Annotated in this window: 25 protein-coding genes and 1 tRNA gene; 10 read left to right on the forward strand and 16 right to left on the reverse strand. The window is 61.7% G+C overall.

From position 1 onward, the window contains the following. Window positions 1–8: 8 nt before the first annotated feature. The 6 genes from ACR0IR_RS18295 to ACR0IR_RS18320 form a co-directional block, all read right to left on the reverse strand. Complete coding sequence (locus tag ACR0IR_RS18295) at window positions 9–1,091, reverse strand: energy transducer TonB family protein (RefSeq protein ID WP_170366349.1); 1,083 nt, start codon at window positions 1,089–1,091, stop codon at window positions 9–11. Further along, window positions 1,088–1,465: an ExbD/TolR family protein gene (locus ACR0IR_RS18300; protein WP_170366347.1), complete on the reverse strand. Its 378-nt coding sequence runs from the start codon at window positions 1,463–1,465 to the stop codon at window positions 1,088–1,090. Before ACR0IR_RS18300 ends, ACR0IR_RS18295 begins: the two co-directional genes overlap by 4 nt. Window positions 1,466–1,469: 4 nt before the next feature. Beyond that, complete coding sequence (locus tag ACR0IR_RS18305; RefSeq protein WP_093965501.1) at window positions 1,470–1,796, reverse strand: ExbD/TolR family protein; 327 nt, start codon at window positions 1,794–1,796, stop codon at window positions 1,470–1,472. A 31-nt stretch (window positions 1,797–1,827) separates the two neighbouring features. Beyond that, window positions 1,828–2,493: a MotA/TolQ/ExbB proton channel family protein gene (locus ACR0IR_RS18310; protein ID WP_170366345.1), complete on the reverse strand. Its 666-nt coding sequence runs from the start codon at window positions 2,491–2,493 to the stop codon at window positions 1,828–1,830. Next, window positions 2,490–2,831: a hypothetical protein gene (locus ACR0IR_RS18315; protein WP_244952491.1), complete on the reverse strand. Its 342-nt coding sequence runs from the start codon at window positions 2,829–2,831 to the stop codon at window positions 2,490–2,492. Before ACR0IR_RS18315 ends, ACR0IR_RS18310 begins: the two co-directional genes overlap by 4 nt. A gap of 259 nt (window positions 2,832–3,090) precedes the next feature. Further along, window positions 3,091–4,215, reverse strand: coding sequence for an ROK family transcriptional regulator (locus tag ACR0IR_RS18320; RefSeq protein ID WP_170366449.1), 1,125 nt, complete (start codon window positions 4,213–4,215; stop codon window positions 3,091–3,093). A gap of 306 nt (window positions 4,216–4,521) precedes the next feature. On the opposite strand from ACR0IR_RS18320, the gene ACR0IR_RS18325 reads away from it, so the two are divergent. From ACR0IR_RS18325 to ACR0IR_RS18340, 4 genes are all read left to right on the forward strand, one after another. Further along, a complete protein-coding gene (locus tag ACR0IR_RS18325) occupies window positions 4,522–5,490 on the forward strand; it encodes a sugar ABC transporter substrate-binding protein (protein WP_170366448.1) in 969 nt (322 codons plus the stop codon). 114 nt (window positions 5,491–5,604) lie between these two features. Beyond that, window positions 5,605–6,678 carry an ABC transporter permease gene (locus tag ACR0IR_RS18330; RefSeq protein WP_093965462.1) on the forward strand — a complete coding sequence of 358 codons (1,074 nt, stop codon included), beginning with the start codon at window positions 5,605–5,607 and terminating at the stop codon, window positions 6,676–6,678. Continuing rightward, window positions 6,678–7,454 carry an ATP-binding cassette domain-containing protein gene (locus tag ACR0IR_RS18335; RefSeq protein WP_170366340.1) on the forward strand — a complete coding sequence of 259 codons (777 nt, stop codon included), beginning with the start codon at window positions 6,678–6,680 and terminating at the stop codon, window positions 7,452–7,454. Before ACR0IR_RS18330 ends, ACR0IR_RS18335 begins: the two co-directional genes overlap by 1 nt. Further along, complete coding sequence (locus ACR0IR_RS18340) at window positions 7,451–8,089, forward strand: nucleoside/nucleotide kinase family protein (RefSeq protein ID WP_170366338.1); 639 nt, start codon at window positions 7,451–7,453, stop codon at window positions 8,087–8,089. Before ACR0IR_RS18335 ends, ACR0IR_RS18340 begins: the two co-directional genes overlap by 4 nt. On the opposite strand, the gene ACR0IR_RS18345 is transcribed toward ACR0IR_RS18340, so the two are convergent. From ACR0IR_RS18345 to ACR0IR_RS18370, 6 genes are all read right to left on the reverse strand, one after another. Further along, window positions 8,086–8,604, reverse strand: a complete 519-nt coding sequence (locus ACR0IR_RS18345; RefSeq protein ID WP_170366336.1) for a GNAT family N-acetyltransferase — start codon at window positions 8,602–8,604, stop codon at window positions 8,086–8,088. The genes ACR0IR_RS18340 and ACR0IR_RS18345 overlap by 4 nt on opposite strands. Beyond that, window positions 8,601–9,155, reverse strand: coding sequence for a helix-turn-helix domain-containing protein (locus tag ACR0IR_RS18350; protein WP_170342880.1), 555 nt, complete (start codon window positions 9,153–9,155; stop codon window positions 8,601–8,603). The genes ACR0IR_RS18345 and ACR0IR_RS18350 overlap by 4 nt, the downstream gene beginning before the upstream one ends. Window positions 9,156–9,263: 108 nt before the next feature. After that, complete coding sequence (locus tag ACR0IR_RS18355; RefSeq protein ID WP_170366335.1) at window positions 9,264–10,277, reverse strand: Fe(3+) ABC transporter substrate-binding protein; 1,014 nt, start codon at window positions 10,275–10,277, stop codon at window positions 9,264–9,266. Window positions 10,278–10,428: 151 nt separating this feature from the next. Next, window positions 10,429–11,592 (reverse strand): WD40/YVTN/BNR-like repeat-containing protein, encoded by a 1,164-nt coding sequence (locus tag ACR0IR_RS18360; RefSeq protein WP_480779154.1) that lies wholly within the window; start codon window positions 11,590–11,592, stop codon window positions 10,429–10,431. A 116-nt stretch (window positions 11,593–11,708) separates the two neighbouring features. Further along, window positions 11,709–11,834, reverse strand: coding sequence for a type B 50S ribosomal protein L36 (ykgO, locus tag ACR0IR_RS18365; RefSeq protein ID WP_005648635.1), 126 nt, complete (start codon window positions 11,832–11,834; stop codon window positions 11,709–11,711). A 93-nt stretch (window positions 11,835–11,927) separates the two neighbouring features. Continuing rightward, window positions 11,928–12,002 (reverse strand) — tRNA-Val (locus ACR0IR_RS18370). Between the two features lie 148 nt (window positions 12,003–12,150). On the opposite strand from ACR0IR_RS18370, the gene ACR0IR_RS18375 reads away from it, so the two are divergent. Next, the gene (locus ACR0IR_RS18375; RefSeq protein WP_170342874.1) at window positions 12,151–13,011 is read left to right on the forward strand and encodes an N-formylglutamate amidohydrolase; all 861 of its coding nucleotides are present in this window, start codon (window positions 12,151–12,153) and stop codon (window positions 13,009–13,011) included. 6 nt (window positions 13,012–13,017) lie between these two features. Here the strand turns inward: ACR0IR_RS18375 and ACR0IR_RS18380 are convergent, their stop codons facing one another. Then, window positions 13,018–14,271 (reverse strand): DNA polymerase IV, encoded by a 1,254-nt coding sequence (locus tag ACR0IR_RS18380; protein WP_170366331.1) that lies wholly within the window; start codon window positions 14,269–14,271, stop codon window positions 13,018–13,020. A 373-nt stretch (window positions 14,272–14,644) separates the two neighbouring features. After that, a complete protein-coding gene (gene pyrF / locus ACR0IR_RS18385; RefSeq protein WP_170366330.1) occupies window positions 14,645–15,361 on the reverse strand; it encodes an orotidine-5'-phosphate decarboxylase in 717 nt (238 codons plus the stop codon). Window positions 15,362–15,448: 87 nt separating this feature from the next. On the opposite strand from pyrF, the gene ACR0IR_RS18390 reads away from it, so the two are divergent. The 3 genes from ACR0IR_RS18390 (at window position 15,449) to clpB (ending at window position 19,865) form a co-directional block, all read left to right on the forward strand. After that, entirely contained in the window at window positions 15,449–16,705 is a 1,257-nt protein-coding gene (locus ACR0IR_RS18390; protein ID WP_170366328.1) for a tetratricopeptide repeat protein, read from the forward strand. A gap of 100 nt (window positions 16,706–16,805) precedes the next feature. Further along, entirely contained in the window at window positions 16,806–17,120 is a 315-nt protein-coding gene (locus ACR0IR_RS18395; protein ID WP_093965477.1) for a hypothetical protein, read from the forward strand. Between the two features lie 126 nt (window positions 17,121–17,246). Beyond that, entirely contained in the window at window positions 17,247–19,865 is a 2,619-nt protein-coding gene (gene clpB, locus ACR0IR_RS18400) for an ATP-dependent chaperone ClpB (RefSeq protein ID WP_170366326.1), read from the forward strand. A gap of 64 nt (window positions 19,866–19,929) precedes the next feature. Here the strand turns inward: clpB and ACR0IR_RS18405 are convergent, their stop codons facing one another. Further along, window positions 19,930–20,913: a hypothetical protein gene (locus ACR0IR_RS18405; protein WP_170366324.1), complete on the reverse strand. Its 984-nt coding sequence runs from the start codon at window positions 20,911–20,913 to the stop codon at window positions 19,930–19,932. 224 nt (window positions 20,914–21,137) lie between these two features. Here ACR0IR_RS18405 and msrP point away from each other — a divergent pair, with 224 nt between their 5' ends. Together msrP and msrQ are read left to right on the forward strand one after the other, a co-directional pair. After that, window positions 21,138–22,040 (forward strand): protein-methionine-sulfoxide reductase catalytic subunit MsrP, encoded by a 903-nt coding sequence (msrP, locus tag ACR0IR_RS18410; protein ID WP_170366322.1) that lies wholly within the window; start codon window positions 21,138–21,140, stop codon window positions 22,038–22,040. 4 nt (window positions 22,041–22,044) lie between these two features. Continuing rightward, a complete protein-coding gene (gene msrQ / locus ACR0IR_RS18415) occupies window positions 22,045–22,659 on the forward strand; it encodes a protein-methionine-sulfoxide reductase heme-binding subunit MsrQ (protein WP_480779155.1) in 615 nt (204 codons plus the stop codon). Window positions 22,660–22,726: 67 nt separating this feature from the next. Here the strand turns inward: msrQ and ACR0IR_RS18420 are convergent. After that, window positions 22,727–22,952: hypothetical protein (locus ACR0IR_RS18420; RefSeq protein ID WP_480779156.1), on the reverse strand; the 226-nt coding region annotated here is incomplete at its 5' end.

The raw sequence follows: 22,952 nt of genomic DNA on the forward strand, positions 1-22,952 counted from the left end.
AGGCCCGATTAGCCGTTCTGAAAGTAGAACGACAGCTTCCGGCTGACCCCGCCCGGAGGTTTCGGGAAGGGCGATGCGCGGCGGACCTGTTCCTTGGCGGCCCTGTCGACCTCGGTCGAGCCGGAACTGTCGATAATATCGACCCAGGCCAGTGTTCCGTCCGGATTGATTTCAAAGAAGACTTTGGCAAAGCCGCGAACCGAGACATAGACCGGCGGAGTTCTGTTGAGGTGGACAAGAACCTGCCCGGCGTAATTGGTGACATTCGAGTTGCCTGGGCCTCGACCGCCGGACTGATTGGAATTGCTCCCTCGGGTAAAGGCATCGACCCCCTGTCGGCGATAGGTCGTCAGCGGCGAGTCGATCTGCTTGTTGGGAAATCGCAGGTTGTCAAAACTGTCCAGCCGGCTGGCCCTTTGGTCGGGTACAGGGGCCGGAGCAGGGGTCCGGTCCGGAAGGCGCGGGCGGATCGATGTTGCAACCGCCAGATTCGAGACGCCGTCTTCGGTGTCGCTTTCGACCGGTTGCTGCTCCTCTGCCGGCACTGAAGGCTCCGGAACCGGTGAGGGGGCAGGCAGGGCAGCCAGTTGCTCTGGTTCCGAAACCGGGGCCTCTATGGGTTCGACCGGTGCTTCGGGCGCCGCTGCGGACTGCGTTTCGGCTTGGACGGGTGGTGTTTCGTCGACCTCATCGGCGGCCTGCCGATCACCTTCGGCCGAGTCCGCCGGCTCAACTATTTCCGGAACGGGCTGATCAGGCTGCACCGGGTTGGTTTGTCCAATATCCGGCGAGTTGACCTTTTGCGGGTCCGACGAGGCGACCAGTGTTTCGCTGACGGGTATTTCGGCCCGGTCCGGCTCTGTCGGCTGTTCGACCTCTGGCTCGGGCTCTTCTGCGGGGGTCGGCGGCTCGGGCGGGGTCGCGGTTTCCGCCAGATCCTCGAACGCGTTGCCCAAGGCAACCGTGTCCGGTTGCGAACCGGCCGTCGCAGGTTCCGAAGGGCCCCGCGCGGCTGGCAGCAGCAGGAAAAGGTGGAACAGCACCGAAAGCACAACGGCCAGCGCCGCGACAAACAGGGATTCCCGGATCATTCGAGCGCCCGTTCGGTCACCGCAAAGACTGCGGTGGCGCCGAGACGGCGCAAGGCGCCGGTGACTTCGATCAGGCGTGCCCCGGAAACGTTCCGGTCAGGCACGATCCGCACAGGATCTTCCCCGCGATCGGTCATGTAGGTCTGCGGATCCGTCGGTGTTCCGCGAAAGCTGAGCGTCCCGTCAGCGTGGAGAACCAGTGCGTTGGGTGGTTCGCGGCCGTCCAGATCGGATGTGTTGACCAGTTCCAAGTCCGGGTCCAACGGTTGAGCAACGGTTCCGGCGATCAAAAAGAAGATCAGCATCAGAAAGACCACGTTGATCAACGGGATGGTCGAGTCGCGCTTGCGGCTTGGGCGGTCGTGGCGGATCATGGCGTCACTCCAGAACCGTTACCGACAGACCGTCGAGGCCGCGCAATTTCACCAGAAAGTCAACAAGCCGTTGGGCGGTAACGTCGCCGTCAAGACTGACCAGCACTTGCCCGGGCTGCAGCGCCTGTGCCAATTCATCCAGCGAGAGCGGTGCTCCGTTCAGCACCACGCGGTTCGCCCCCAATTGCACAAAAGCGCGATCCGACGGGGCGCTGGGCTCTGATGGGCCCGCGGCTGCGCTGCTGAGTTGAATCTCTCCGAATGTCGAAAAGGTCGACGTCAGCATGAAGAACAGCAAAAGCAGAAAAATCACGTCGATGAGCGGTGTCATCGACATGGCGCGCCGAACGAATGGGGCCGCGTTACGCATGTCCCGGCGCGGCGACAAACGCGGTGCTTGTCGTTGCTGCAGGCAGCGCCTGGGTCGGTACGAGGATCGTGCGCAAGGCCTTGTCTGCGAACACCCGCTCGCGCGCGGTACGGCTTTCGAACCAGGACAGGACCATGGATGTGGGCATCGCAACCGCCAGACCCACCGCAGTCGTCACCAGCGCAACCCAGATCCCACCAGCCAGCAGCGACGGATCCACACCGGCCCCGGCCGTCTGCAGGCTTTGGAACGCTTCGATCATGCCCAGAACCGTACCGAACAACCCCAGCAAGGGGGCCAACTGCGCGACCGTATCCAAAAGCCGGAAACCGCGCTCGAGCCCGGCCAACGCCAGTCCGGCTTCGGCGTCCAGCCGTTCGTCCAGCCCCGCCGTATCCTGGGCGTTCATTGCCGCACCCACGATCGGGGCAAGGTAGCTGCTGCTGGCGGCCAGACGCTCGCGCGCAGTGTCGTGGTCTCCGGCATCCCAGGCCGCCAATGCCTGGGACAGCACCCTGTGGCGGCCGACGCCACAGGCCGCAAACTGCCAGAGCTTGTAGATCGAAACCGCCACGGTCAGGATCGACATCACAAGAAGGATCGCCACTACTGGCCCGCCTAGTGCAAGGATCTGGCCAAGCGCGTTGAAGATGTTCATCCCAAAAGCTCCATTTCCAAGCGGCTGGTCACCGAAAGGGCCGAATTGCAAAGATCACTCTCGGAACCACCGGTTACGCAGGAACTGGCGCCGTTTATCAGAACGCGCCCGACCGTTGCGCATGGTCTGTCGGGCAGGTCGAATTGGCGCACACGCGGGCGGTCCTGCGGCAAATCCCGAAAATCGAACAATGACAGTTTGATCACCGAACCCTGCGTGTCGAAGATCACGGTTTCGAAAACGGCTTTGTCGATCGCCTGTCCGGTTTCGTTCGTGATCAGAAATGACAGCCGACAGGCCTGCCCCACATCCTGCGCCGCGTTGAGTTCCAGTGACAACCCTGCGCCATCGGCGTCAGATGATTGCGCACTGGCCGCAAAGGGGAGGGCTGACCATGCGATAAGGGCGGGTAAAAGGTGACGCAGTTTCAATAATAGAACCTCATTCTGAACACGTGGTACCTGCAGCCCGCCAAGCAGTGCTGGCGCCGTGCCTGTAATATCTTAGACCGGCTGTACGGGGAAGGGTTGGCGCGGGCTTTGTGATCGTTCGTCAGGCGAAACCTCGCCAATGCTCTTGGAGGTCCGCGGCTGTCGTTCAGGTTTCGACAAGGTATCTGTCCGACAGAGGCAAGCTGGCTGCCCCCAGGGCGCGGGCATCCGGACCCACCGACCCGGCCAGAACCGAGGGCTGCTCGAGCCCGGTGAAGTTGAGCTGGGAGAGATGCGTCTCAACACGTTCGATCAAGCGAGCGGTAACGCTCTCGGGCGTCCAGCCATCGATTTTCACCGTTTCAAAGTCGATCAGGCTGCAGGAAGACAGGATCGCATAGGCCAGACCTTTCGCAGCCTCGTCCATCCATGCCTCGAGAAGCGTGTCCGGCATGTCCCAATGGTCCGGGGTCTCCCACATGTGGAAGGGATCCAGCCCTGCGGCGACAAGCTTCTGCTCAAGCACGCACAGGCTGGCGACATCGATCAGGGGTTTGACTTCGCCCGAGCCGACGGGAACCGGCAACGGACCCAAGGCGCCTGCATTCCCGCGCCCGGAAAAAATGACGCCGTTCAGGACGACTCCCCCGCCAATGAAGTAACCCATGTAGAAATACAGAAAGTTCCGCGGCCTTTCAGATGGTCCGAACACCAACTCTGCCCCGCAGGCTGCGGTGGCATCATTCTGCAGATAGACCGGAATGTTTCGCGCTTGGGAAAGACTGGCCTGCAGATCGGCCGAGCGCCATGGATCCATCCTTTCTTGCGGGACATTCAGGGTCTGCGCCCAGTCCCAGAGATAGAAGGGCATCGCAATGCCCAACCCGGCAACCCGGTCACGCGATGCTGCCGGCATCTGGTGTATCATCCTGTCCAATGTGCCCGTGGCGAAATCCAATGTCGCACCGGGGGTGGGATAATCATAGGTCTCGCGCGCGCGATCCCGTACTTTGCCCAGGAAATCGGTCAATACCAGCTCGGTGCTGCGGCGGCCGACCTTCAGCCCCAGAAAATAGGCCCCATCCGGATTCAGGCGCATTGGCACCGATGGTTGCCCAACCTTGCCACGTTGTGGCTCGCCCCTCAGCAGCAACCCATCGCTTTCCAGTTGGCGCATGATCACCGAGACAGTCTGCGCCGACAATCCGGTCATGCGGGCCAGCTCCGATTTGGCGAGCGCTTGGTGCCGGCGGACCAGTGACAGCACCAGTCGTTCATTGTGGGCGCGCATGCCACTTTGGTTCGTCCCGCGCACGGTCGAAACGCGCTCGGGCGGATTGCTTTGCGCTGATTGTTCGTCGGGCACGGGCCGCTCCTCCTTCAGTCAAGAATGTGGATGCGCCTACCCAGTGTCAATAATAAATAAGAGTGATTTATTTATTGACAGAACCCGAGAATCACCGGATGGTTTGACACATGGGAGCCGGAAGAAATCCGTTCGGATTCCTTAGATGCCCGTCGGGTATCGGAGATATTGGGAGGAAAAGCCTTGAAGATTTCAGCATTTGCTGGCGCGACCGCGCTGGCCTTTACAGCCATGGCAGGCGCTGCCGCCGCGCAGGACACGGTCTGCCTGATCACCAAAACCGACACCAACCCCTTCTTCGTGAAGATGAAAGAGGGTGCCACCGCCAAGGCCGAAGAACTGGGCATGACGCTCAAGGCGTTTGCCGGCAAGATCGACGGCGACCATGAGACTCAGGTGCAGGCGATCGAGACCTGCATTCTGGACGGCGCCAAGGGTATCCTGTTGACCGCATCCGATACCTCGTCGATCGTTCCGGCCGTTCAGCAGGCACGCGACGCGGGTGTGTTGGTCATCGCGCTGGATACACCGCTCGAACCAATCGACTCGGCGGACGCGACTTTCGCAACCGACAACTTTCTGGCGGGCGAGTTGATCGGCAAATGGGCCGCAGCCACGCTGGGAGATGAAGCGCAGAATGCGAAGATCGCGATGTTGGATCTCGCAGTCAGCCAGCCCTCGGTCGGGGTGCTGCGCGATCAGGGCTTCCTGCAGGGCTTCGGCATTGACCTAGGCGACCCGAATAAATGGGGCGACGAAACCGACCCGCGCATCGTGGGCCATGACGTCACCGCCGGCAATGAAGAGGGCGGCCGCAAGGCCATGGAGAACCTTCTGGCCAAGGACCCGATGGTCAACGTGGTCTATACGATCAACGAACCGGCCGCCGCGGGTGCGTATGAAGCGCTCAAGGCCATCGGCCGCGAAAACGACGTGCTGATCGTATCTGTCGACGGCGGCTGCCCCGGTGTGCAGAACGTGGCCGACGGTGTGATCGGTGCGACCTCGCAGCAATACCCGCTGCTGATGGCGTCGCTTGGCGTGGAGGCGGTCAAGAAATGGGCCGACGAGGGCGTGAAGCCCGAGAACACGCCCGGCAAGGACTTCTACGACACCGGTGTTGCGCTGGTGACGGACAAGCCGGCCGAAGGCGTCGAGTCGATCTCTGTCAAAGAGGGCATGGACCTCTGCTGGGGCTGATCTGAACCCTTCAGGGGCCGCAGCGCGCGGCCCCTGAATTGAACCACGACCTCACCCGAAATTTTGCTAGAGTCGCCCCAAGACGGGAGCTTGACGCATGGGGGAACCTCACTGATGTCCGACACATCGAGACAGTCCGACGACTTCGAAGCGGCGGCCAAAGGCAGCCCGGAACAAGTTGCCGAATTCGAAGATCACCACCGCGGTTTCATGGGGACGGTCCAACACTTTCTGCATGTGAACCCGTCGCTGGTGCCGCTGATCGTTCTGGTCGCGGCGATCCTGATTTTCGGCGCCTTGCTTGGGGCCAAGTTCTTTTCGCCATTCGCACTGACCCTGATCCTGCAACAGGTGCAGATCGTCGGCATCGTGGCCGCCGCCCAGAGTCTTGTGATCCTGACCGCCGGGATCGACCTGAGCGTGGGGGCGATCATGGTCATGTCCTCGGTGGTGATGGGCCAGTTCACCTTCCGCTATGGGCTGCCGCCCACGGTGGCGATCCTGTGCGGTCTGGCCATCGGGACCGCCATCGGCGCGGTGAATGGTTTCCTGGTCAGCCGGGTCAAGTTGCCGCCCTTCATCGTGACGCTGGGCATGTGGCAGATCGTACTGGCCGCCAACTTCCTGTATTCACAGAATGAAACCATCCGATCGCAGGAAATCGAGGCCAACGCCCCGATCCTTCAACTGTTCGGCGCCAAGTTCAATGTCGGCGGGGCTGTGTTCACGGTCGGGGTGATCTTCATGCTGGTGCTGATCCTGGTTCTGGCCTATGCGCTGCGGCATACCGCGTGGGGGCGCCATGTCTATGCCGTGGGCGACGACCCCGAGGCCGCCGAGCTGTCGGGCGTAAACGTGCATCGCACGCTGATGTCGGTCTACATGCTGTCGGGGCTGATCTGCGCCTTTGCCGGCTGGGCGCTGATCGGGCGCATTGGCTCGGTCTCGCCCACCTCGGGGCAGTTGGCCAACATCGAAAGCATCACCGCCGTCGTGATCGGAGGCATTTCCTTGTTCGGGGGGCGCGGATCGATCCTGGGCTCGTTGTTTGGGGCGCTGATCGTTGGCGTGTTTACCCTCGGACTGCGGTTGTTGGGCGCGGATGCGCAGTGGACTTTCCTTCTTATCGGCATGCTGATCATCGCCGCCGTGGCCGTGGACCAGTGGATCAGAAAGGTAGCAGCGTGATGGAACCCATTCTCAAAGGGCGCAATCTGGTCAAACGCTATGGCAAGGTCACGGCGCTGGATCATTGCGATTTCGACCTGATGCCGGGCGAGATCCTGGCCGTGATCGGGGACAACGGCGCGGGTAAATCGACCTTGATCAAGGCGGTTTCCGGTGCCGTCGCCCCGGATGAGGGCGAGATCTGGCTGGAAGGCCGCAAGGTCGATTTCCACTCGCCCATCGACGCGCGCGAAGCCGGGATCGAAACGGTCTATCAGACGTTGGCCATGTCGCCCGCCCTGTCGATCACCGACAACATGTTCATGGGGCGCGAGATCCGGCGCAAGGGACCGTTGGGTTCGGTGTTCCGGATGCTCGACCGTCCGGCGATGGAGAAGTTCGCGCGCGACAAGCTGAACGAACTGGGGCTGATGACGATCCAGAACATCAACCAAGCGGTCGAGACCCTGTCGGGTGGACAACGTCAGGGTGTGGCCGTGGCCCGGGCGGCGGCGTTCGGGTCCAAGGTCATCATCCTTGATGAACCCACCGCGGCGCTTGGCGTCAAGGAAAGCCGGCGGGTTCTGGAACTGATCCAGGACGTGAAATCGCGTGGCATTCCGATCATTCTGATCAGCCACAACATGCCCCATGTGTTCGAAGTGGCCGACCGCATCCATGTGCATCGGCTTGGCAAGCGGCTCTGCGTGATCGACCCCAAAGACTACACCATGTCCGATGCCGTGGCATTCATGACGGGCGCCAAAGAGCCGCCGGACCAGGATCGCGCGGCATGACGACCGAAGGGTCATCGCCGCAGGCGCTGGCCGAGCGGATCGCCGACGCCGCAGCCGGGCTGGCGGACGGCGAAGCGCGCCAGCTTGTTGCCGTGGCCGGGCCGCCGGGTGCGGGGAAATCCACCGTGGCCGCTCTTGCCCAACAGGCGCTGCAGGGGCGCGGCATTCCGACCGGGCTGCTGTCGATGGATGGTTTCCACTATGACAACCAGATCCTGACGGCACGCGATCTGCTGCCGCGCAAGGGTGCGCCCGAGACATTCGACCTGCCGGGCTTTCACGCCTTGGTGCGCCGCCTTCAGGCCGAAGACGAGGTCGCCGTGCCCGAGTTCGACCGCGTGCTCGACAAGTCCATCGCCGCCTGTTCGTTCGTGACCCGCGACCAGAAGGTGGTGATCGTCGAGGGAAATTATCTCCTGCTGGACGAACCGGGTTGGAACGATCTGAGCGATCTGTGGGCGCTGACCGTGTTTCTGGACGTGCCCCTGCCGACGCTCGAGGCGCGGTTGCTGGACCGTTGGATCGGGCTGGGCCTGCCGCGCGACGAAGCCGAGAGCCGAGCCTTCGCCAATGACATTCCCAACGCCCGGCGCGTGGTGCAGAACTCGGGCGCGGCCGACCTGGTGCTGCGTTAGCCCAGCGCCTTGTACATGTAGGTGGTGGGTTCGAACACGGGTTCGAACGGGTTGCGGCAATAGCCGGGAATCTCTCCGGCAGTTTCAAAGCCCAGGCTCTGGTACAGGATGCGCGACGGGTCGGTGCTGCGTGTGTCCAGCACCAACAGGGATCGGTCAAGTTCGACGGCGCGCTCTTGCAGAGCACCCATCAAGGCGCGGCCCAGCCCGCGCCGCCGTGCGTCGGGATGCACCAGCAGCTTGGCCACATCGGCGCGGTGCGGCTGGTTGGGCATCGCAGCCGGAATCAGCTGAACCGTCCCTTGGATGCGTCCGTCGCCATAGGCCACGAAAAGATCCAGCTCTCCGGCTGACAGCGCCGGGCGCACGCGCTCCTGCCAATAGGCGCGCGCGGCGTCATGGGAAAACGGCAGAATGAACCCTATGCTGGCGCCGGTATGCACGCAGCCATGCAGGATATCCGCCAGATCCTCCACCGCTTGGTCAAAAGTCGTTTCGGTCAGGCGTGTAATCATATCAGCACCAGAATGTAGCGGGCGCCGCGGGACGCCTCGGTTTCAAAACGGGTCGCGCCCGACAGATGATAGCGGAGGCAATCACCCCCGTTCAGCGCATGGGACGTTCCATCAACGGTCAGAGTCAATGCGCCATCCAGCACGATCAAGTGATGTTCCTGCCCGGGACGAGGCGGTGCGTCATAGGTGATCGTTGTGCCGGGTGGGAGGTGACATTCCAGAACCTCGCCCGTCAGCCCCGCCGAGGGCGGCGACACCGACCGCCGCGTGAACCCGGTTTCGGGGTCGCGCCATTCGATCTGCCGTTCGTAAGGAACCTTGGGGTCGAAGCTGTCCTCGACCATCATCAACAGGCGCGACATCGGCAGTCCGTAGGCTGCGCACAATCGGCCAAGATTCTCGGCCGTCGGGCTGACCTCGGCCTTCTCCATGCGCGACAGGGTGGCCCGGCTGACCCCGCTGGCCTGCGCGAGTTGTTCAAGCGACCAGCCCCGGCTGCGGCGCAGGTCGCTCAGATGGCGCGCGAGGCGGCTGGACAGGTTGTCTAGCATTTCTCATATCCGAGAATCAGTTTCGATAATGAGAAATGTAGCAGAAATAAATCAAATAAAAAGGGGCGCCTGTGCTGCGCCCCTTCAACTGCTCGATATGATGTCGGCTTACTTCCAGCCAACCTCGTTGAAGATCTTCTGGGCCTCGGGGATGTTCTTGGCGACTTCAGACAGGTTCACTTCATCGGCCTTGAATTCACCCAGAGCGGCCACGTTCTCGGCCAGCTCAACACCTTGGACGGCCGGGAATTCATCGTTGCCGTTCGAGAAGTAGACCTGTGCCTGATCGCTGGCGAGGTATTCCAGGAACTTGACCGCATTGTCCTTGTTCGGGGCATGGGCCGCGACGCCCGCACCCGACAGGTTCATGTGTGCGCCTTCGGCATCCTGCGCGGGGAATTGAATTCCGATCATGTCGACGCTGTCCGACAGGCCCTTGACGTCTTTGCGCAGGGCACGCGCAAAGTAGTACGAGTTCGACACGGCGATTTCGCATTCACCGGACACGATTCCACGCAGCTGATCGGTGTCGCCGCCCTGAGGTTCACGCGCCATGTTGGCCACGACGCCCTCGGCCCATTCTTTGGCCTTTTCGGCACCATGATGGGTGATGATCGAGGCCAGCAGGGTCTGGTTGTAGGTGTTGCTGGACGACCGGATGCAAACCAGCCCTTTGTATTCAGGGTCGGCCAGATCCAGGTAGGTGGCCGGCGGGTTGGTCACGTCATTCTTGTCGTAGAAGATGACGCGCGCGCGCTGCGAGAAGCCGAACCACTGGTTGTCTTCGTCCTGCAGGTTGGCGGGGATGCGCTCTTCCAGAACGTCGCTGTCGACCGCCTGCAGCAGGCCGGCGTTCTTGGCCCGCGCCAGGCGCGAGGTGTCCACGGTCAGCAGGATGTCGGCGGGCGAGTTCGCGCCTTCGGCTTCCATCCGCGCGATCAGCTCGTCGGCCTTGCCTTCGATGCGGTTGATCTTGATGCCAGTGGCTTCTTCGAAATCGGTGTAGAGACGCTCGTCGGTGTCGTAGTGGCGCGAGGAGTAAAGGTTCAGCTCGCCTTCGGCGGCGGCTGATCCCGCGATCAGGGCCGACAGTGCGGCGGCGATAAAGCTCGTGGTTTTCATCTGTGGATGTCCCAGTTGTCGAATCTCGTGAGCGGGGCATTTCCCGACTGATTTGCTCAATTAAACGATTCCGGGCAGGATGCAAGAAAATCCGACAAAATTACTTGGTCTAATTTGCCGCAGCGTGTTTGGGTGCGCCGGGCAGAGATGGCTAGCGCACGCGTTGAATTGTCTCGACCGACAAAATGGTCGGCAGATGCCTGGCGATCTCGGTCCAGGTATCGCCTTCGTCGGTGCTTGCAAACACCGAGCCGCTGTTGGTTCCGAAATAGACACCCGCAGGGTCACGACAATCTCCTGCCATCGCCTGGCGCAGAACAGTGAAAAAGCAGCTGGTCTGCGGCAGCCCTTCGCGACAAGCGGTCCAGCTTTGACCACCATCTGTCGACTTCCAGACCGCCGCTGCCGCATCCGGCGGATACCGTCCGATGCTGTCTCCGTTCAGGGGGAAGGTCCAGATCGTATTGGGATCGTGGGGATGGACGTGGATTGGGAATCCAAAGGTCGACGGCAACCCGCCCGAGATATCGTCCCAGCTGCGCCCGCCGTCGGACGAACGCCAGACACCATGATGGTTCTGTTGATACAGCAGCCCTTTGGTGCCGGGCGCCCGGACCATGTTGTGTACGCAATGACCGATTTGACCGTCCCGCGGCGCGGCCGGATGGTCGTGCTGGTCGCAACTCTCGGCGTTCGACAGCCGGTTGCGCCGCTCCCACGTAGTGCCGCCGTCTTCCGAGGCGAATACTCCGGCCGCCGATATGCCCACCCACAGCTTTTGCGCATCGTCTGGATCGGAAACGATCGTGTGCAGCACCAAGCCTGCGGCCCCCGGCGACCAGTCTTCGGCTGAGGGGTGATCGGTCAGGCCATTGACCGTTTCCCAGGTCTGACCAGCATCCGAACTGACCAACAGCCGCGCCGGTTTGGCTCCCGCGTACAATGCGCCGCCTGAAAAATGCAGCGACCAGATCTGCGAGAACTCATCGCCGAACGGTGCTACTTCCCCGGTCCACCCGATCAACTCGGCAAAGTCGGGATCGTTCGCGGCCCACTCGTCTTGCTGCCCTTGGGTGAGTTTGGTGACCTCCCAGCTTTGGCCGCCATCCTCGGAGCGCCAGACGCCGGCTCCGTGCCAGTCGCCGCCACCGCCGGCCCAGAGCGTCCCGGTTTCGTCATCTCCGACGACGTGATTGATGGGCCAGCCGCCGCAATGCGGACCCGTAACGCGCCAAGATTCGCGCTCCCGGTCTCCGATGATCACGAAGGCACCCTTGGTGGTGCCCACCAGTATGTCGATGCAAGAGTGTTTCATCCGTTTCGCGCTCCCGGCTGTTTTCGACAGCCTAACACGAACGGTCAGTCTCGGCGCGCGGCACAAAAAAAACCGCGCCCGGAGGCGCGGTTCTTTGAAACAGCGATTTGCCGTTCTCAGCCCTGACGAGCTTTGAACTTGCGCTGCGTCTTGTTGATCACATAGACGCGGCCTTTGCGACGCACAACCCGGCAGTCGCGGTGCCGGTTCTTGAGCGAGCGGAGCGAGTTCTTGACCTTCATGGTCTCTCTCCAATTCTGCGGCGCCTTCATCAAGGACGTGGCCAGCGCCTGGGTTAGCGGGTGCCCCGGGTCAGACCCGAAACAGTGAAACGATGGTGGGCGGTACAAGGATCGAACTTGTGACCCCTTCGATGTCAACGAAGTGCTCTACCGCTGAGCTAACCGCCCACTTTCCCTTTGCGTATCCTGCCCCATAACGAAACGGGGCGCGGATCTCCGCGCCGGTGGAGGGGTCTATAAAAGGAGTCGCGAAGGGGTTCAAGGGGTTTGGTCCAACAATTTTCCGGTCTATGTTATCGGCAAAGAAGGAGAGGCCATGCACAGCGCCGCATACGCTTTGGAAATGCCCGCAGAACGCACGTCGTGCGTTGTTTTTTCTTCGCCACATAGCGGCCGGAACTATTTGCCAGGCTTTCTGGATCGTTCGGTTCTGAACCGCAATGTGATTCGCTCTTCCGAAGATGCCTTTGTCGATCAACTGTTCGCTTCCGCCTCGATCCACGGCGCACCGTTGATTGCGGCGCAGATGCCGCGCGCGTTCCTTGACCTCAACCGCAGCGCCGAAGAACTGGATCCTGCGTTGATTCTGGGCGCGCGCCGTCAGGGGCACAACCCGCGCGTGGTATCGGGGTTGGGCGTGATCCCCCGTGTCGTATCCAACGGTCGCGCAATCTACAGTGGCAAACTTACGATGGACGAAGCGCGTCTGCGCATCGACACCTATTGGCGTCCCTATCACGCCCGCCTGAAGTCTCTTTTGGCCGAATCGATCAACATGTTTGGACAGGCCATCCTTATCGACTGCCACTCGATGCCGCACGAGGCCGTTGCCATGGCCGGGAACCCCAAGGGTCGCCGTCCCGAGATCGTACTGGGGGATCGGTTTGGTGCCTCGGCATCGGGCGTCATTGTTGATCAGATCGAAGCGGCCTTTTCGTCCGCAGGTCTGACCGTGGCCCGTAACACACCCTTTGCAGGGGCGTACGTGACCCAGACCTACGGGCGTCCTGCCCGCCATCAGCATGCGATTCAGATCGAGATCGACCGGGCGCTCTACATGAATGAGAACACGATCGAGCCCAACGCCAATTTCCTGGCGTTCAGGGATATTCTGGAAGAAGTCATTGCGGATATCGCCCGAATTGGTTCTCAGCCGGCACGGTTGGCCGCCGAATAGGAAGAGTCACCGCAGCGCTCGGCCCTTCACGATTGCATCAGTTCCATATTTTCGGCGGATCTCGTCTGTCGCACGTTCTGCTTTCGAGCGTTGCGTGGCCCCAGGGTCCAGCAGGTCGCCGGATATGTCTGCCTGATCTTCGGCGCACAGGTCTGACAATCCGCAGCCCAGCAGACGATAGGGGCCCTGATCGCCGACCTGATCGAACAGCCCGCGAGCGGTGCGGTAGATGCGGTCGGCCATCTGTGTCGCATCCCGCAACGAGACCCGGCGGGTCAGCAGTTTGTGGTTGGCCTTTTTGAGCTTCAGCGTCACGACCCGCCCGGCCAGCCCCTTGGCCTTCGCTCGGTCGGCCACCTTTTCGGCCATGCGCCAAAGGTGGCCGTCCAGAATGTCGGGGTTGGCGGTGTCTTCAAAAAACGTTGTTTCATTGCTGATCGACTTCATCGGCTCGTGGGCCGAAACGCGCCGCTTGTCCTGCCCTCTGGCCAGGTGCCACAGCCGATAGCCCATCGAGCCGAAGCGCGCCGTGAGGGCCTCTTGATCCCATCGCAGCAAGTCCGAGAATGTGCGAATGCCGGCCCGTTCCAGTGACTCCTGCGCAGCCGGTCCGATGCCCCAGATCAACCGCACCGGTTTGCCGTTCAAAAACTCGGCGGTTTCCGCCATGCCGATCACGGAAAACCCGCGCGGTTTGTCCAGATCGGACGCCACCTTGGCCAGAAACTTGTTGTGCGAAAGCCCGATCGAGCCGGTCAGACCCAGTTCGTCTTTCATGCGTTTGACCAGCCGTGCCAGCATCACCGCGGGCGGCGCGCCATGCAGCCGCTGAGTGCCTGACAGGTCCATGAACGCCTCGTCCAGTGACAGGGGTTCGATATCCGGTGTCAGTTCGTCCATCATCGCGCGGATCTGTCGTGAGACCTCGACATAGATGGACATGCGCGGTTTGATCACCACTGCATCGGGGCATAGTTTCAGCGCCTGAAACATTGGCATGGCCGAGCGCACGCCGCGAATACGCGCCACATAGCAGGCTGTTGACACCACGCCACGCCGCCCCCCGCCGATGATCACCGGCTTGCCCGCCAGTTCGGGGTTGTCGCGCTTTTCGACCGAGGCATAGAACGCATCGCAATCCATATGGGCGATGGTCAGATCGAACAGCTCTGGATGCCGCAACACCCGCGGGCTGCCGCAGGAGGGGCAGCGCCGTTCGTCGTGAAGACTGGCAAGGCAATCGCGACAGAGAGCGGGCATCATTTCCTTTCCACGGGCACCGTGAATGAGCAGTCTGGCCGAGGTGCCAAAAGTACAACACCGCACGCTGCAGCGCAAAGCGATTGAACGAAAAGGTGGGGCCGACAAGAAGACCCCCCGCAGTTTCGCGGGGGGAGGTAACGGGCCTCAGGAAGACGCGGCCCGTTGGGGAGTGTCTCTTGATCAGAATCGCCCAAAAATGTCGATTTCGATAGGCCTACGAAGCAGGTCCCAAAACTCGTGTTTTTCATGTGTGTTTTGGGGCACAGAGGCAATTTGGCGCGGCCGCGGCCAAAAGTGACGCAAGGTCAACCGCTTGCGGGCCAAATCGTGCTTCTGGAATGGTGATTTGACGCGACTTGCCCTCGAAAGGCTACGCCGAACGCAACTCGGCCAGTACGGCGTCGGCTGCAGCCTTGGGGTCGGCGGCCTGATAAATCGGCCGCCCGACCACGATGTGATCGGCCCCTTCATTGATTGCGGCGGCGGGTGTCGCGACGCGTTTCTGATCGCCAAGGTCCGATCCGGACGGCCGCACGCCAGGGGTGACGATCAGTCGGCCTTCGGCCTGGGGCAGGGCGCGGATCAGGGCCGCCTCTTGCGGACTGGCGATCACGCCGTCGGCGCCGGCCTCGAATGCGCGGACCGCGCGTTCCAGAACCATATGCTGCATGTCGCCGGACTTCATCAAACCTGCATCCAGATCGTCACGGTTCAGCGAGGTCAGGATGGTCACCGCCAGGATCTTCAGGTCCTTGCCTGCTGCGCCTTCTTTGGCGGCACGCACCACGTGGGGGTCGCCATGCACCGTGAGGAAATCCAGATCGAATTGCGCCAGCCCCCGCACGGCATTCTCGACCGTGTTGCCGATGTCGAACAGCTTCATGTCCAGAAAGATGCGCTTGCCGTACTCCTGCTTCAACTCGTTTGCCAAGGCCAACCCGCCACCGGTCAGCATGCCCAGACCGATCTTGTAGAACGATACCGCGTCGCCCAGCGTCTCGGCCATTTTCAGCCCTTCCAGCGCGTTGGGTACGTCGAGGGCGACGATCAGGCGGTCATCTGCGGTTTGGGGCAGGGCTTTGGGCATTGTTTCGACCTTTCAGGCTTGACGGGATCGGCGCTTCTGTAGAGCGTGTGGCGCAATCAGACAAGAAAAGACGCAGGGTAGTACAGGATGATACGGTTGGGTGTGATGGCTTCGGCAGCTGTTTTGGCCGGGGCGGGCGCTGTCTGGGCCGGCGAAACGGATTGCGGAGAGGCCCGACTGGTCTGGGCGGACGTCAAGGACAGCGGGTCGGCGGCGGCCATCCAAAGCTTTGCCGAGGTCTATGCGGAGTGCCCGATCTACTCGCAACTTGCACGCGAGCAACTGGCCCAGTTCAACGAAGGCGCACCTGAACCGGAGGAGGTCAGCGCCCCCAAAGAAGAGACACGACGCCTGCTTGTCACCGACCTGCGACCCCGGCCGGAACCAGACCCCGACGATCCGCCATACGAGCCCGACTATTCGGATGGAGAATATGAGTGCCTGATGGCCGCTGCCGCTCCGGGCCAGTCGCCTTATTTCGAGGGGGTGGAATGGGCAGACATGGACGCCGAGAATGCGATGGCGATCTGTGCCGATCTGCTGCTGAAAGACCAGAATGTCGATGCCGAGGTCGTCGCCGCGTTCGGCCGGGCGCTGATGAAAGGCGGCAAGCTGGAAATGGCGCTCGAATTTTCGGAGCTGGCGGCAATGGAAGGCAGCGGGCTGGCGATGAACACGCTCGCTTCGCTCTATAACGAGGGTGAGATCGTTCCCGAAAACGATGAAACGGCGTTCGGGTGGTACATGGCGGCCGCCGATGCCGGCCTGTCCATGGGGATGCACAACGTGGCATACGGCTATGAGCACGGGGATGGTGTCGCGCGCGATATCGACAAGGCGCTCGAGTATTATGAACGGGCTGCGTTCTTTGGGTATGATCCTTCTATGGTCCGCCTGGGCATCTTTCATCGCGACGGTACGCATGTCGCACAGGATATGGACCGCGCGGTCGACTATCTGGAGCGGGCCGCCGATCACGGAAACGTCGATGCTGCGGTGCATCTGGGCTTGATCTACGAAACCGGCCAGAACGGATATCCCAAGGATATCGAAAAGGCGTTGGAGTATTATTTCCAGGCCGCCGAAGAAGATGACGTCGTGGCGCTGCATAATCTGGGGTCGCTGACCTATCACGGGCGGGACGGCGTGCCCCAGGACACGCAGGCGGCTTTTGTGCTCTGGGGCAGGGCGGCCGAGCTTGGCCATATGGCCTCGCAGCGCAAGTTTGGCCGGCTGCTGTACGAAGCGGGCGAGATCGAAGGCGCGTTGAAATATTACCGTCTTGCGGCCGATCAGGGCGACGACGTTGCAACAAAACTGATCCGGGAAATCGAAGGCGATTGACCGCCACGGCTGGCAGGGGAGGCCCGGGTTTCCCCGCTTTGGCCCAACTGTGCTATGGTGCCGCCATTCAGAAACGAGAATTGCACCAAAGGGACAGACCATGAAGCACCTATTTCCGCTGGCCGCCGTGGCCGCGCTCGCCGCTTGTGACGACACCCCTCCACAACCCGAGACGGGCGCTGCCCCGCCGCCCACCAATGACGATTTGTACCTGGTCGGCGGCTATCGGTCCGAAGATGACTGGTGCCAGTTGACTGGCGAAACCGCCTTTACCGTCAATTTCCTGGACCACACGGCCGACCTTGTCTCGTGCCCCACCGGCAGCGCCGCCGCGCAGTCGCTGGTCGAGATGCAGAATGCTCAGCAGGTGGCCGAAACCGGCGGCTATACCGTTTATACGATTCCCCGCGGCTGAGCGTTTTTTCACCCGCTACCCTCTTGAAGCGGCGAAGACATTTCCCAAATTGATCCATGAGGCCCGGACCGCTGCGTGCTGCCAAGCAGGCGCAAATTTAACGGGCGCTTGGAAAAGGAGAATGCCATGGACTTGAACAAGTTCACCGAGCGTGCACGAGGTTTCGTGCAGGCGGCGCAAACCATTGCGCTGCGCGAGGGACACCAGAGACTGGCTCCCGAACATATTCTGAAAGCACTGATGGATGATGACCAGGGGCTGGCCAGCAACCTGATCAAACGTGCGGGCGGCGCGCCCGAGCGCGTGGTCGAGGCGCTGGATGTTGCCCTGGCCAAGATCCCGAAGGTTAGCGGCGACGCGGGCCAGGTCTATCTGGACGGCCAGACCGCCAAGGTTCTGGACGAGGCCGAGAAGATCGCCAAGAAGGCCGGCGACAGCTTCGTGCCGGTCGAGCGCGTGCTGATGGCGCTGTGCATCGTCAAATCCAAGGCCAAAGAGGCCCTGGAAGCCGGTGCCGTGTCCGCCCAGAAGCTGAACGAGGCGATCAACGACATCCGCAAGGGCCGCACCGCCGACAGCGCCAATGCCGAAGAAGGCTATGACGCGCTGAAGAAGTACGCCCGCGACCTGACTGAGGCCGCCCGCGAGGGCAAGATCGACCCAATCATCGGCCGCGACGAGGAAATCCGCCGCGCCATGCAGGTTCTGTCGCGCCGGACCAAGAACAACCCGGTTCTGATCGGTGAGCCCGGTGTGGGTAAGACCGCCATCGCCGAAGGTCTGGCTCTGCGCATCGTGAACGGCGACGTTCCGGAATCGCTGAAGGACAAGAAGCTGCTGGCGTTGGACATGGGTGCCCTGATCGCCGGTGCGAAATACCGTGGCGAGTTCGAGGAACGTCTTAAAGCCGTTCTGAACGAGGTCACCGCCGCCGCCGGCGAGATCATCCTGTTCATCGACGAGATGCACACGCTGGTGGGTGCCGGCAAGTCCGACGGTGCGATGGATGCGGCCAACCTGATCAAGCCTGCGCTGGCGCGGGGCGAGTTGCACTGCATCGGTGCCACCACGCTGGACGAATACCGCAAATACGTCGAGAAGGACGCGGCCCTTGCCCGCCGGTTCCAGCCCGTCTTCGTGCAGGAACCTACGGTCGAAGACACGATCAGCATCCTGCGCGGCATCAAGGAAAAATACGAGCTGCACCATGGTGTCCGAATCTCGGATTCGGCGCTTGTGTCGGCCGCGACCTTGTCGCACCGCTACATCACCGACCGCTTCCTGCCTGACAAAGCGATCGACCTCGTGGATGAGGCCGCCTCGCGTCTGCGCATGGAAGTGGACAGCAAGCCGGAAGAGCTGGACCAGCTGGATCGCCAGATCCTGCAACTCCAGATCGAGGAAGAGGCGCTGAAGCTTGAAGATGACGCGGCTTCGAAAGATCGGCTTGAGGCCTTGCAGAAGGAACTGGCCGAGCTCAAGGAGAAATCCGCTGAGATGACCGCCCAGTGGCAGGCCGAGCGGGACAAGCTGGCCAGCGCCCGCGAGCTGAAGGAACATCTGGACAAGGCGCGTGCCGAGCTGGAGATCGCCAAGCGCGAGGGCAATCTGGCCAAGGCCGGTGAGCTGTCCTATGGCGTGATCCCCGAGCTGGAGCGCAAGCTGGCCGAGGCCGAAAGCCAGGAAAGCAACGCGGTCATGGCCAAGGAAACGGTGCGTCCCGAACAGATCGCGGCCGTGGTCGAACGCTGGACGGGTATCCCGACCTCGAAGATGCTGGAAGGCGAGCGCGAAAAGCTGCTGCGCATGGAAGACGCGCTGCATGCCCGCGTGGTCGGCCAGGACGAGGCCGTGCGCGCCGTGGCCAACGCCGTGCGCCGGGCCCGGGCGGGTCTGAACGACGAGAACCGCCCGTTGGGCTCGTTCCTGTTCCTCGGCCCGACCGGTGTGGGTAAGACCGAGCTGACCAAGGCCGTCGCCGAATACCTGTTCGACGACGAACACGCGATGGTGCGGATCGACATGTCCGAGTTCATGGAGAAACACGCCGTCGCCCGCCTGATCGGTGCTCCGCCGGGCTATGTCGGCTATGAGGAAGGTGGCGTTCTGACCGAAGCCGTCCGTCGCCGGCCGTACCAGGTGGTGCTGTTCGACGAGGTCGAGAAGGCGCATCCGGACGTGTTCAACGTGCTGTTGCAGGTGTTGGACGATGGTGTCCTGACTGATGGCCAGGGGCGCACGGTCGACTTCAAGCAAACGCTGATCGTGTTGACCTCGAACCTCGGCTCGCAGGCGCTCAGCCAGTTGGCCGAAGGGGCCGACACGGCGCAGGCCAAGCGCGACGTGATGGACGCGGTCCGGGCGCATTTCCGGCCCGAGTTCCTGAACCGTCTGGATGAGACCATCATCTTCGACCGGCTTCAGCGGTCGGATATGGATGCAATCGTCGACATCCAGCTGTCCCGCCTGCGGAAGCGGCTTGCCGGGCGCAAGATCGATCTTGTGCTGGACGATGCTGCCAAGGAGTGGCTGGCCAACGAAGGCTACGACCCGGTCTTCGGGGCGCGTCCGCTCAAGCGCGTGATCCAGCGTGCCCTGCAGAACCCGCTGGCCGAGGCTTTGCTGGCCGGCGACATCCGGGATGGCGACACCGTGCCGGTAACTGCCGGACCCGATGGTCTGATCATCGGCGACCGGTTGGGCACCAGCGACCGCCCGCGCCCGGACGAGGCCGTGGTCCACTAAGCTGCGGCTTGGCTGAAACAGGAAAGGCCCGCCAAAAATGGCGGGCCTTTTTCATGCGCACCAATCAGTCTTGGTTCTGACGGCTTTTGCGCAATGCTCGCAAGTCGTCGGCACTCAGGCGCGGACCGGACTCGGGCGATGGTGGTGGTGCCGGCGGAGCCATGCGCTGGGCCGGATCCACCATATGGCGGCTGGGGCGCCCGCCCTGCAGTTTCAGATAGGCCAATACCGCGCCAGCGGATTGCAGGCTCAGCCCCCAAAGCCCGACCAGGATAAAGCTGAGAAACAAGGCCACGGCAGGCCAGATCGGGTTTTCGATGGCGCCGCCTCGGAACAGGCCTTCGATTTCGGTGACGGACGTTGCCAACGCCGGGAGCCCCGCCAGGAATGCCACGGCCAGAAAGGCGAGGACGTAAAGCACCATCATCGATACATAGCTGATAGCCACCAAAGCAAAGAGCGGCCAGAAGGACGCACCCAGATTGCGGAAGGGTGTATAAGGTCGGTCGTCTGGATCGCTGCCCAAGGCCGCCGCAGCCAGGGGAACCAGCAGACTGGCCCGCGCAGCCGAGGCTACCGTGAATACTGCAAGCGTGACGACGAGGCCCGCCACCGAAACCGACGCGCCGGCAGAGGTCAGCCAGTCCAGGGCCGGTGTTTCGGGGGTCTTGGTCAGATCAACCAGATTCGGCGCGACCTGAACGAAGGCCAACCCGACCACTGGCGCAAGGATCAGGCCGATCGCCAGGGACTCCGCCGCGCCGTAGGCAATGGCGGGAACGATCAGCTTGCGATAGCCCACACCGGGTCGGATCAGCTTTGACTGGAACCCGAACCGGGCGCCGACCATGATCGGGATCACGCCGGATGAGGCGCTGATCAGGAAGGTTGCGATGAACAGTGTTCCGGGCAGGATCAACCCGATGACGAACCCGATCACGCCACCCAACGCGCCGAACAGAAAAAGGCCGATGAGCAGGATCGGGAAAGTCACCGCAAAGCGCCACAGGATCGAAAGGGACAAAGGAATGGTTTTGGTCAGTAACACGGGGCGGCCTTCACACAGTCTCTGGTGGTTTCGGCGATACCTTATCGGGTGTGCAGCTTCCATCCCGTTGATGCCGCTCCAAACAGGTGTTCGTCTGTGCGCGACGGGAATGCAACGCAGGCTTCGTTACAGTCCCGTCTCTCAATCGTGACGCAAGTTGCGTTGGTCCGGTGCTAAAACGGGGCTAACTCAAGGCTGATTTTTGTAATTGAACGGAGAACGGAATGGCGCACCGCTGGATCAACACCCTGACACATGCCGATACGACCCCGCGGGCGGCGTTCCTGAACCGCCGACAGATCATGGCCGGACTCGCCGGATCGGGACTGGCGATGATCGCGGGCCGTGCCGATGCGGAAGATGCGCTGGAGCAGAACACGTGGGAAGAGATCACCTCCTACAACAACTACTATGAGTTCGGGACCCGCAAGGACGACCCTGCGAAATACGCCCATACCCTCAAGACCGAACCATGGAGCGTCACGATCGACGGGTTGGTTGACCGCCCGGGAGAGTACGATTTCCAGGACATCATGTCCGAAATGACGACCGAAGAACGCATCTACCGGTTCCGCTGTGTCGAGGCCTGGTCGATGGTCGTGCCCTGGAACGGGTTCGAGCTGGCCGATCTGCTGAACATGGCCGGTGTGCAGGAGGGGGCGAAATACGTGGCCTTCGAAACCGCACTGCGCCCCGACGAGATGCCAGGCGTTGCATATCCGGTTCTGGACTGGCCGTATCGCGAAGGTCTACGGCTGGATGAAGCCATGCATCCGTTGACGATCATGGCGACGGGTATCTATGGCCGCCCGATCCCCAACCAGAACGGCGCCCCGCTGCGCCTGGTTGTTCCGTGGAAATATGGCTTCAAGTCGATCAAATCGATCGTACGCATCACTCTGACCGAGGACGAGCCGCCAACCAGCTGGAACATGGCCAACCCGCGTGAATACGGGTTCTACAGCAACGTGAACCCGACCGTGGATCATCCGCGGTGGTCCCAGGCCTCGGAACGCCGCATCGGCGGCGGGTTGTTTGCCAAGCGACAACCGACACTGATGTTCAACGGTTACGAAGAAGAGGTCGCAGGGCTTTATGACGGAATGGATCTCAAGGAATACTACTGAGGCCATGCACAAGCTGAACCAGATACTGCGCCGCGTTCCTGTCTGGGCGATCTACATCGCCGGATTGGTTCCAGCGCCCTGGTTGTTCTACCAAGGCATGACCGGTGGCCTTGGGGTCGAACCGATCGAGGCTTTGGAACATGAATATGGAGAACTGGCGCTTCAGTTGATGATCCTGGGTTTGGCGGTCACGCCGCTGAGGCGGCTCACCGGCTTGAACCTCATGAAGTTCAGGCGGGCCATAGGCATTTTGACCCTGTCCTATGTGGCGTGCCATCTTTTGGTTTGGCTGGTTCTGGACGTGCAAGACCCAAGTCAAATCTGGGCAGACATCATAAAGCGACCCTACATCACGGTCGGCATGGCGGCATTCGTTCTGATGCTGCCGCTTGGGATCACGTCGAACAATGCCTCGGTCCGGTGGCTGGGGGCGGCTTGGCGGCGCCTGCACAAGCTGGTCTACCCGGCAGCCATTCTTGCGGGGCTGCACTACGTTATGTTGGCGAAGGGCTTTCAGATCGAGCCTCTGATCTACCTGTTCGTGATTCTTGCCCTGTTACTGCTGCGGCTGCCCAAACCGGCATTCAATACGGCGTCCCGGCACGCCGATTCCGCATGACTCGGGGGCTGGGCTGTGGGTAACCATGTGGGCAAGTCAGACAGTGAGTGATTTCTCACTGCGAGGCCTAGGCAAAAACTGAGTTCTGGGGAGGTATGACGGAAGCAATATATTGAAAATAAACAATAGTTTTTGTTTTCGCGATTTTTTTCCTATTCCTGTCATTTTCTGCTTGCGGTGATTTGTAGTTATCCTTAGAACGCCCTTCACCGGCGCTGCTGAGGCGGTGTTGGTTGGTCGGAGTGACGGCCTGACGGACTGGAAAGACGGTTGAGACGCCTGGGAGAGACCGG

The organism is Ruegeria sp. CF2, assembly GCF_056537385.1.

Coding starts and splice junctions, on each gene's coding strand:
- msrP (WP_170366322.1), top strand. CDS start 21,138: ATGGCGCACCGCTGGATCAACACCCTGACACATGCCGATACGACCCCG.
- ACR0IR_RS18350 (WP_170342880.1), bottom strand. CDS start 9,155: ATGCTAGACAACCTGTCCAGCCGCCTCGCGCGCCATCTGAGCGACCTG.
- ACR0IR_RS18360 (WP_480779154.1), bottom strand. CDS start 11,592: ATGAAACACTCTTGCATCGACATACTGGTGGGCACCACCAAGGGTGCC.
- ACR0IR_RS18325 (WP_170366448.1), top strand. CDS start 4,522: ATGGCAGGCGCTGCCGCCGCGCAGGACACGGTCTGCCTGATCACCAAA.
- msrQ (WP_480779155.1), top strand. CDS start 22,045: ATGCACAAGCTGAACCAGATACTGCGCCGCGTTCCTGTCTGGGCGATC.
- ACR0IR_RS18320 (WP_170366449.1), bottom strand. CDS start 4,215: ATGCGCGCCCACAATGAACGACTGGTGCTGTCACTGGTCCGCCGGCAC.
- ACR0IR_RS18305 (WP_093965501.1), bottom strand. CDS start 1,796: ATGACACCGCTCATCGACGTGATTTTTCTGCTTTTGCTGTTCTTCATG.
- ACR0IR_RS18395 (WP_093965477.1), top strand. CDS start 16,806: ATGAAGCACCTATTTCCGCTGGCCGCCGTGGCCGCGCTCGCCGCTTGT.
- clpB (WP_170366326.1), top strand. CDS start 17,247: ATGGACTTGAACAAGTTCACCGAGCGTGCACGAGGTTTCGTGCAGGCG.
- ACR0IR_RS18355 (WP_170366335.1), bottom strand. CDS start 10,277: ATGAAAACCACGAGCTTTATCGCCGCCGCACTGTCGGCCCTGATCGCG.
- ACR0IR_RS18295 (WP_170366349.1), bottom strand. CDS start 1,091: ATGATCCGGGAATCCCTGTTTGTCGCGGCGCTGGCCGTTGTGCTTTCG.
- ACR0IR_RS18345 (WP_170366336.1), bottom strand. CDS start 8,604: ATGATTACACGCCTGACCGAAACGACTTTTGACCAAGCGGTGGAGGAT.
- ACR0IR_RS18310 (WP_170366345.1), bottom strand. CDS start 2,493: ATGAACATCTTCAACGCGCTTGGCCAGATCCTTGCACTAGGCGGGCCA.
- ACR0IR_RS18340 (WP_170366338.1), top strand. CDS start 7,451: ATGACGACCGAAGGGTCATCGCCGCAGGCGCTGGCCGAGCGGATCGCC.
- ACR0IR_RS18300 (WP_170366347.1), bottom strand. CDS start 1,465: ATGATCCGCCACGACCGCCCAAGCCGCAAGCGCGACTCGACCATCCCG.
- ACR0IR_RS18375 (WP_170342874.1), top strand. CDS start 12,151: ATGCACAGCGCCGCATACGCTTTGGAAATGCCCGCAGAACGCACGTCG.
- ACR0IR_RS18390 (WP_170366328.1), top strand. CDS start 15,449: ATGATACGGTTGGGTGTGATGGCTTCGGCAGCTGTTTTGGCCGGGGCG.
- pyrF (WP_170366330.1), bottom strand. CDS start 15,361: ATGCCCAAAGCCCTGCCCCAAACCGCAGATGACCGCCTGATCGTCGCC.
- ACR0IR_RS18380 (WP_170366331.1), bottom strand. CDS start 14,271: ATGCCCGCTCTCTGTCGCGATTGCCTTGCCAGTCTTCACGACGAACGG.
- ykgO (WP_005648635.1), bottom strand. CDS start 11,834: ATGAAGGTCAAGAACTCGCTCCGCTCGCTCAAGAACCGGCACCGCGAC.
- ACR0IR_RS18330 (WP_093965462.1), top strand. CDS start 5,605: ATGTCCGACACATCGAGACAGTCCGACGACTTCGAAGCGGCGGCCAAA.
- ACR0IR_RS18335 (WP_170366340.1), top strand. CDS start 6,678: ATGGAACCCATTCTCAAAGGGCGCAATCTGGTCAAACGCTATGGCAAG.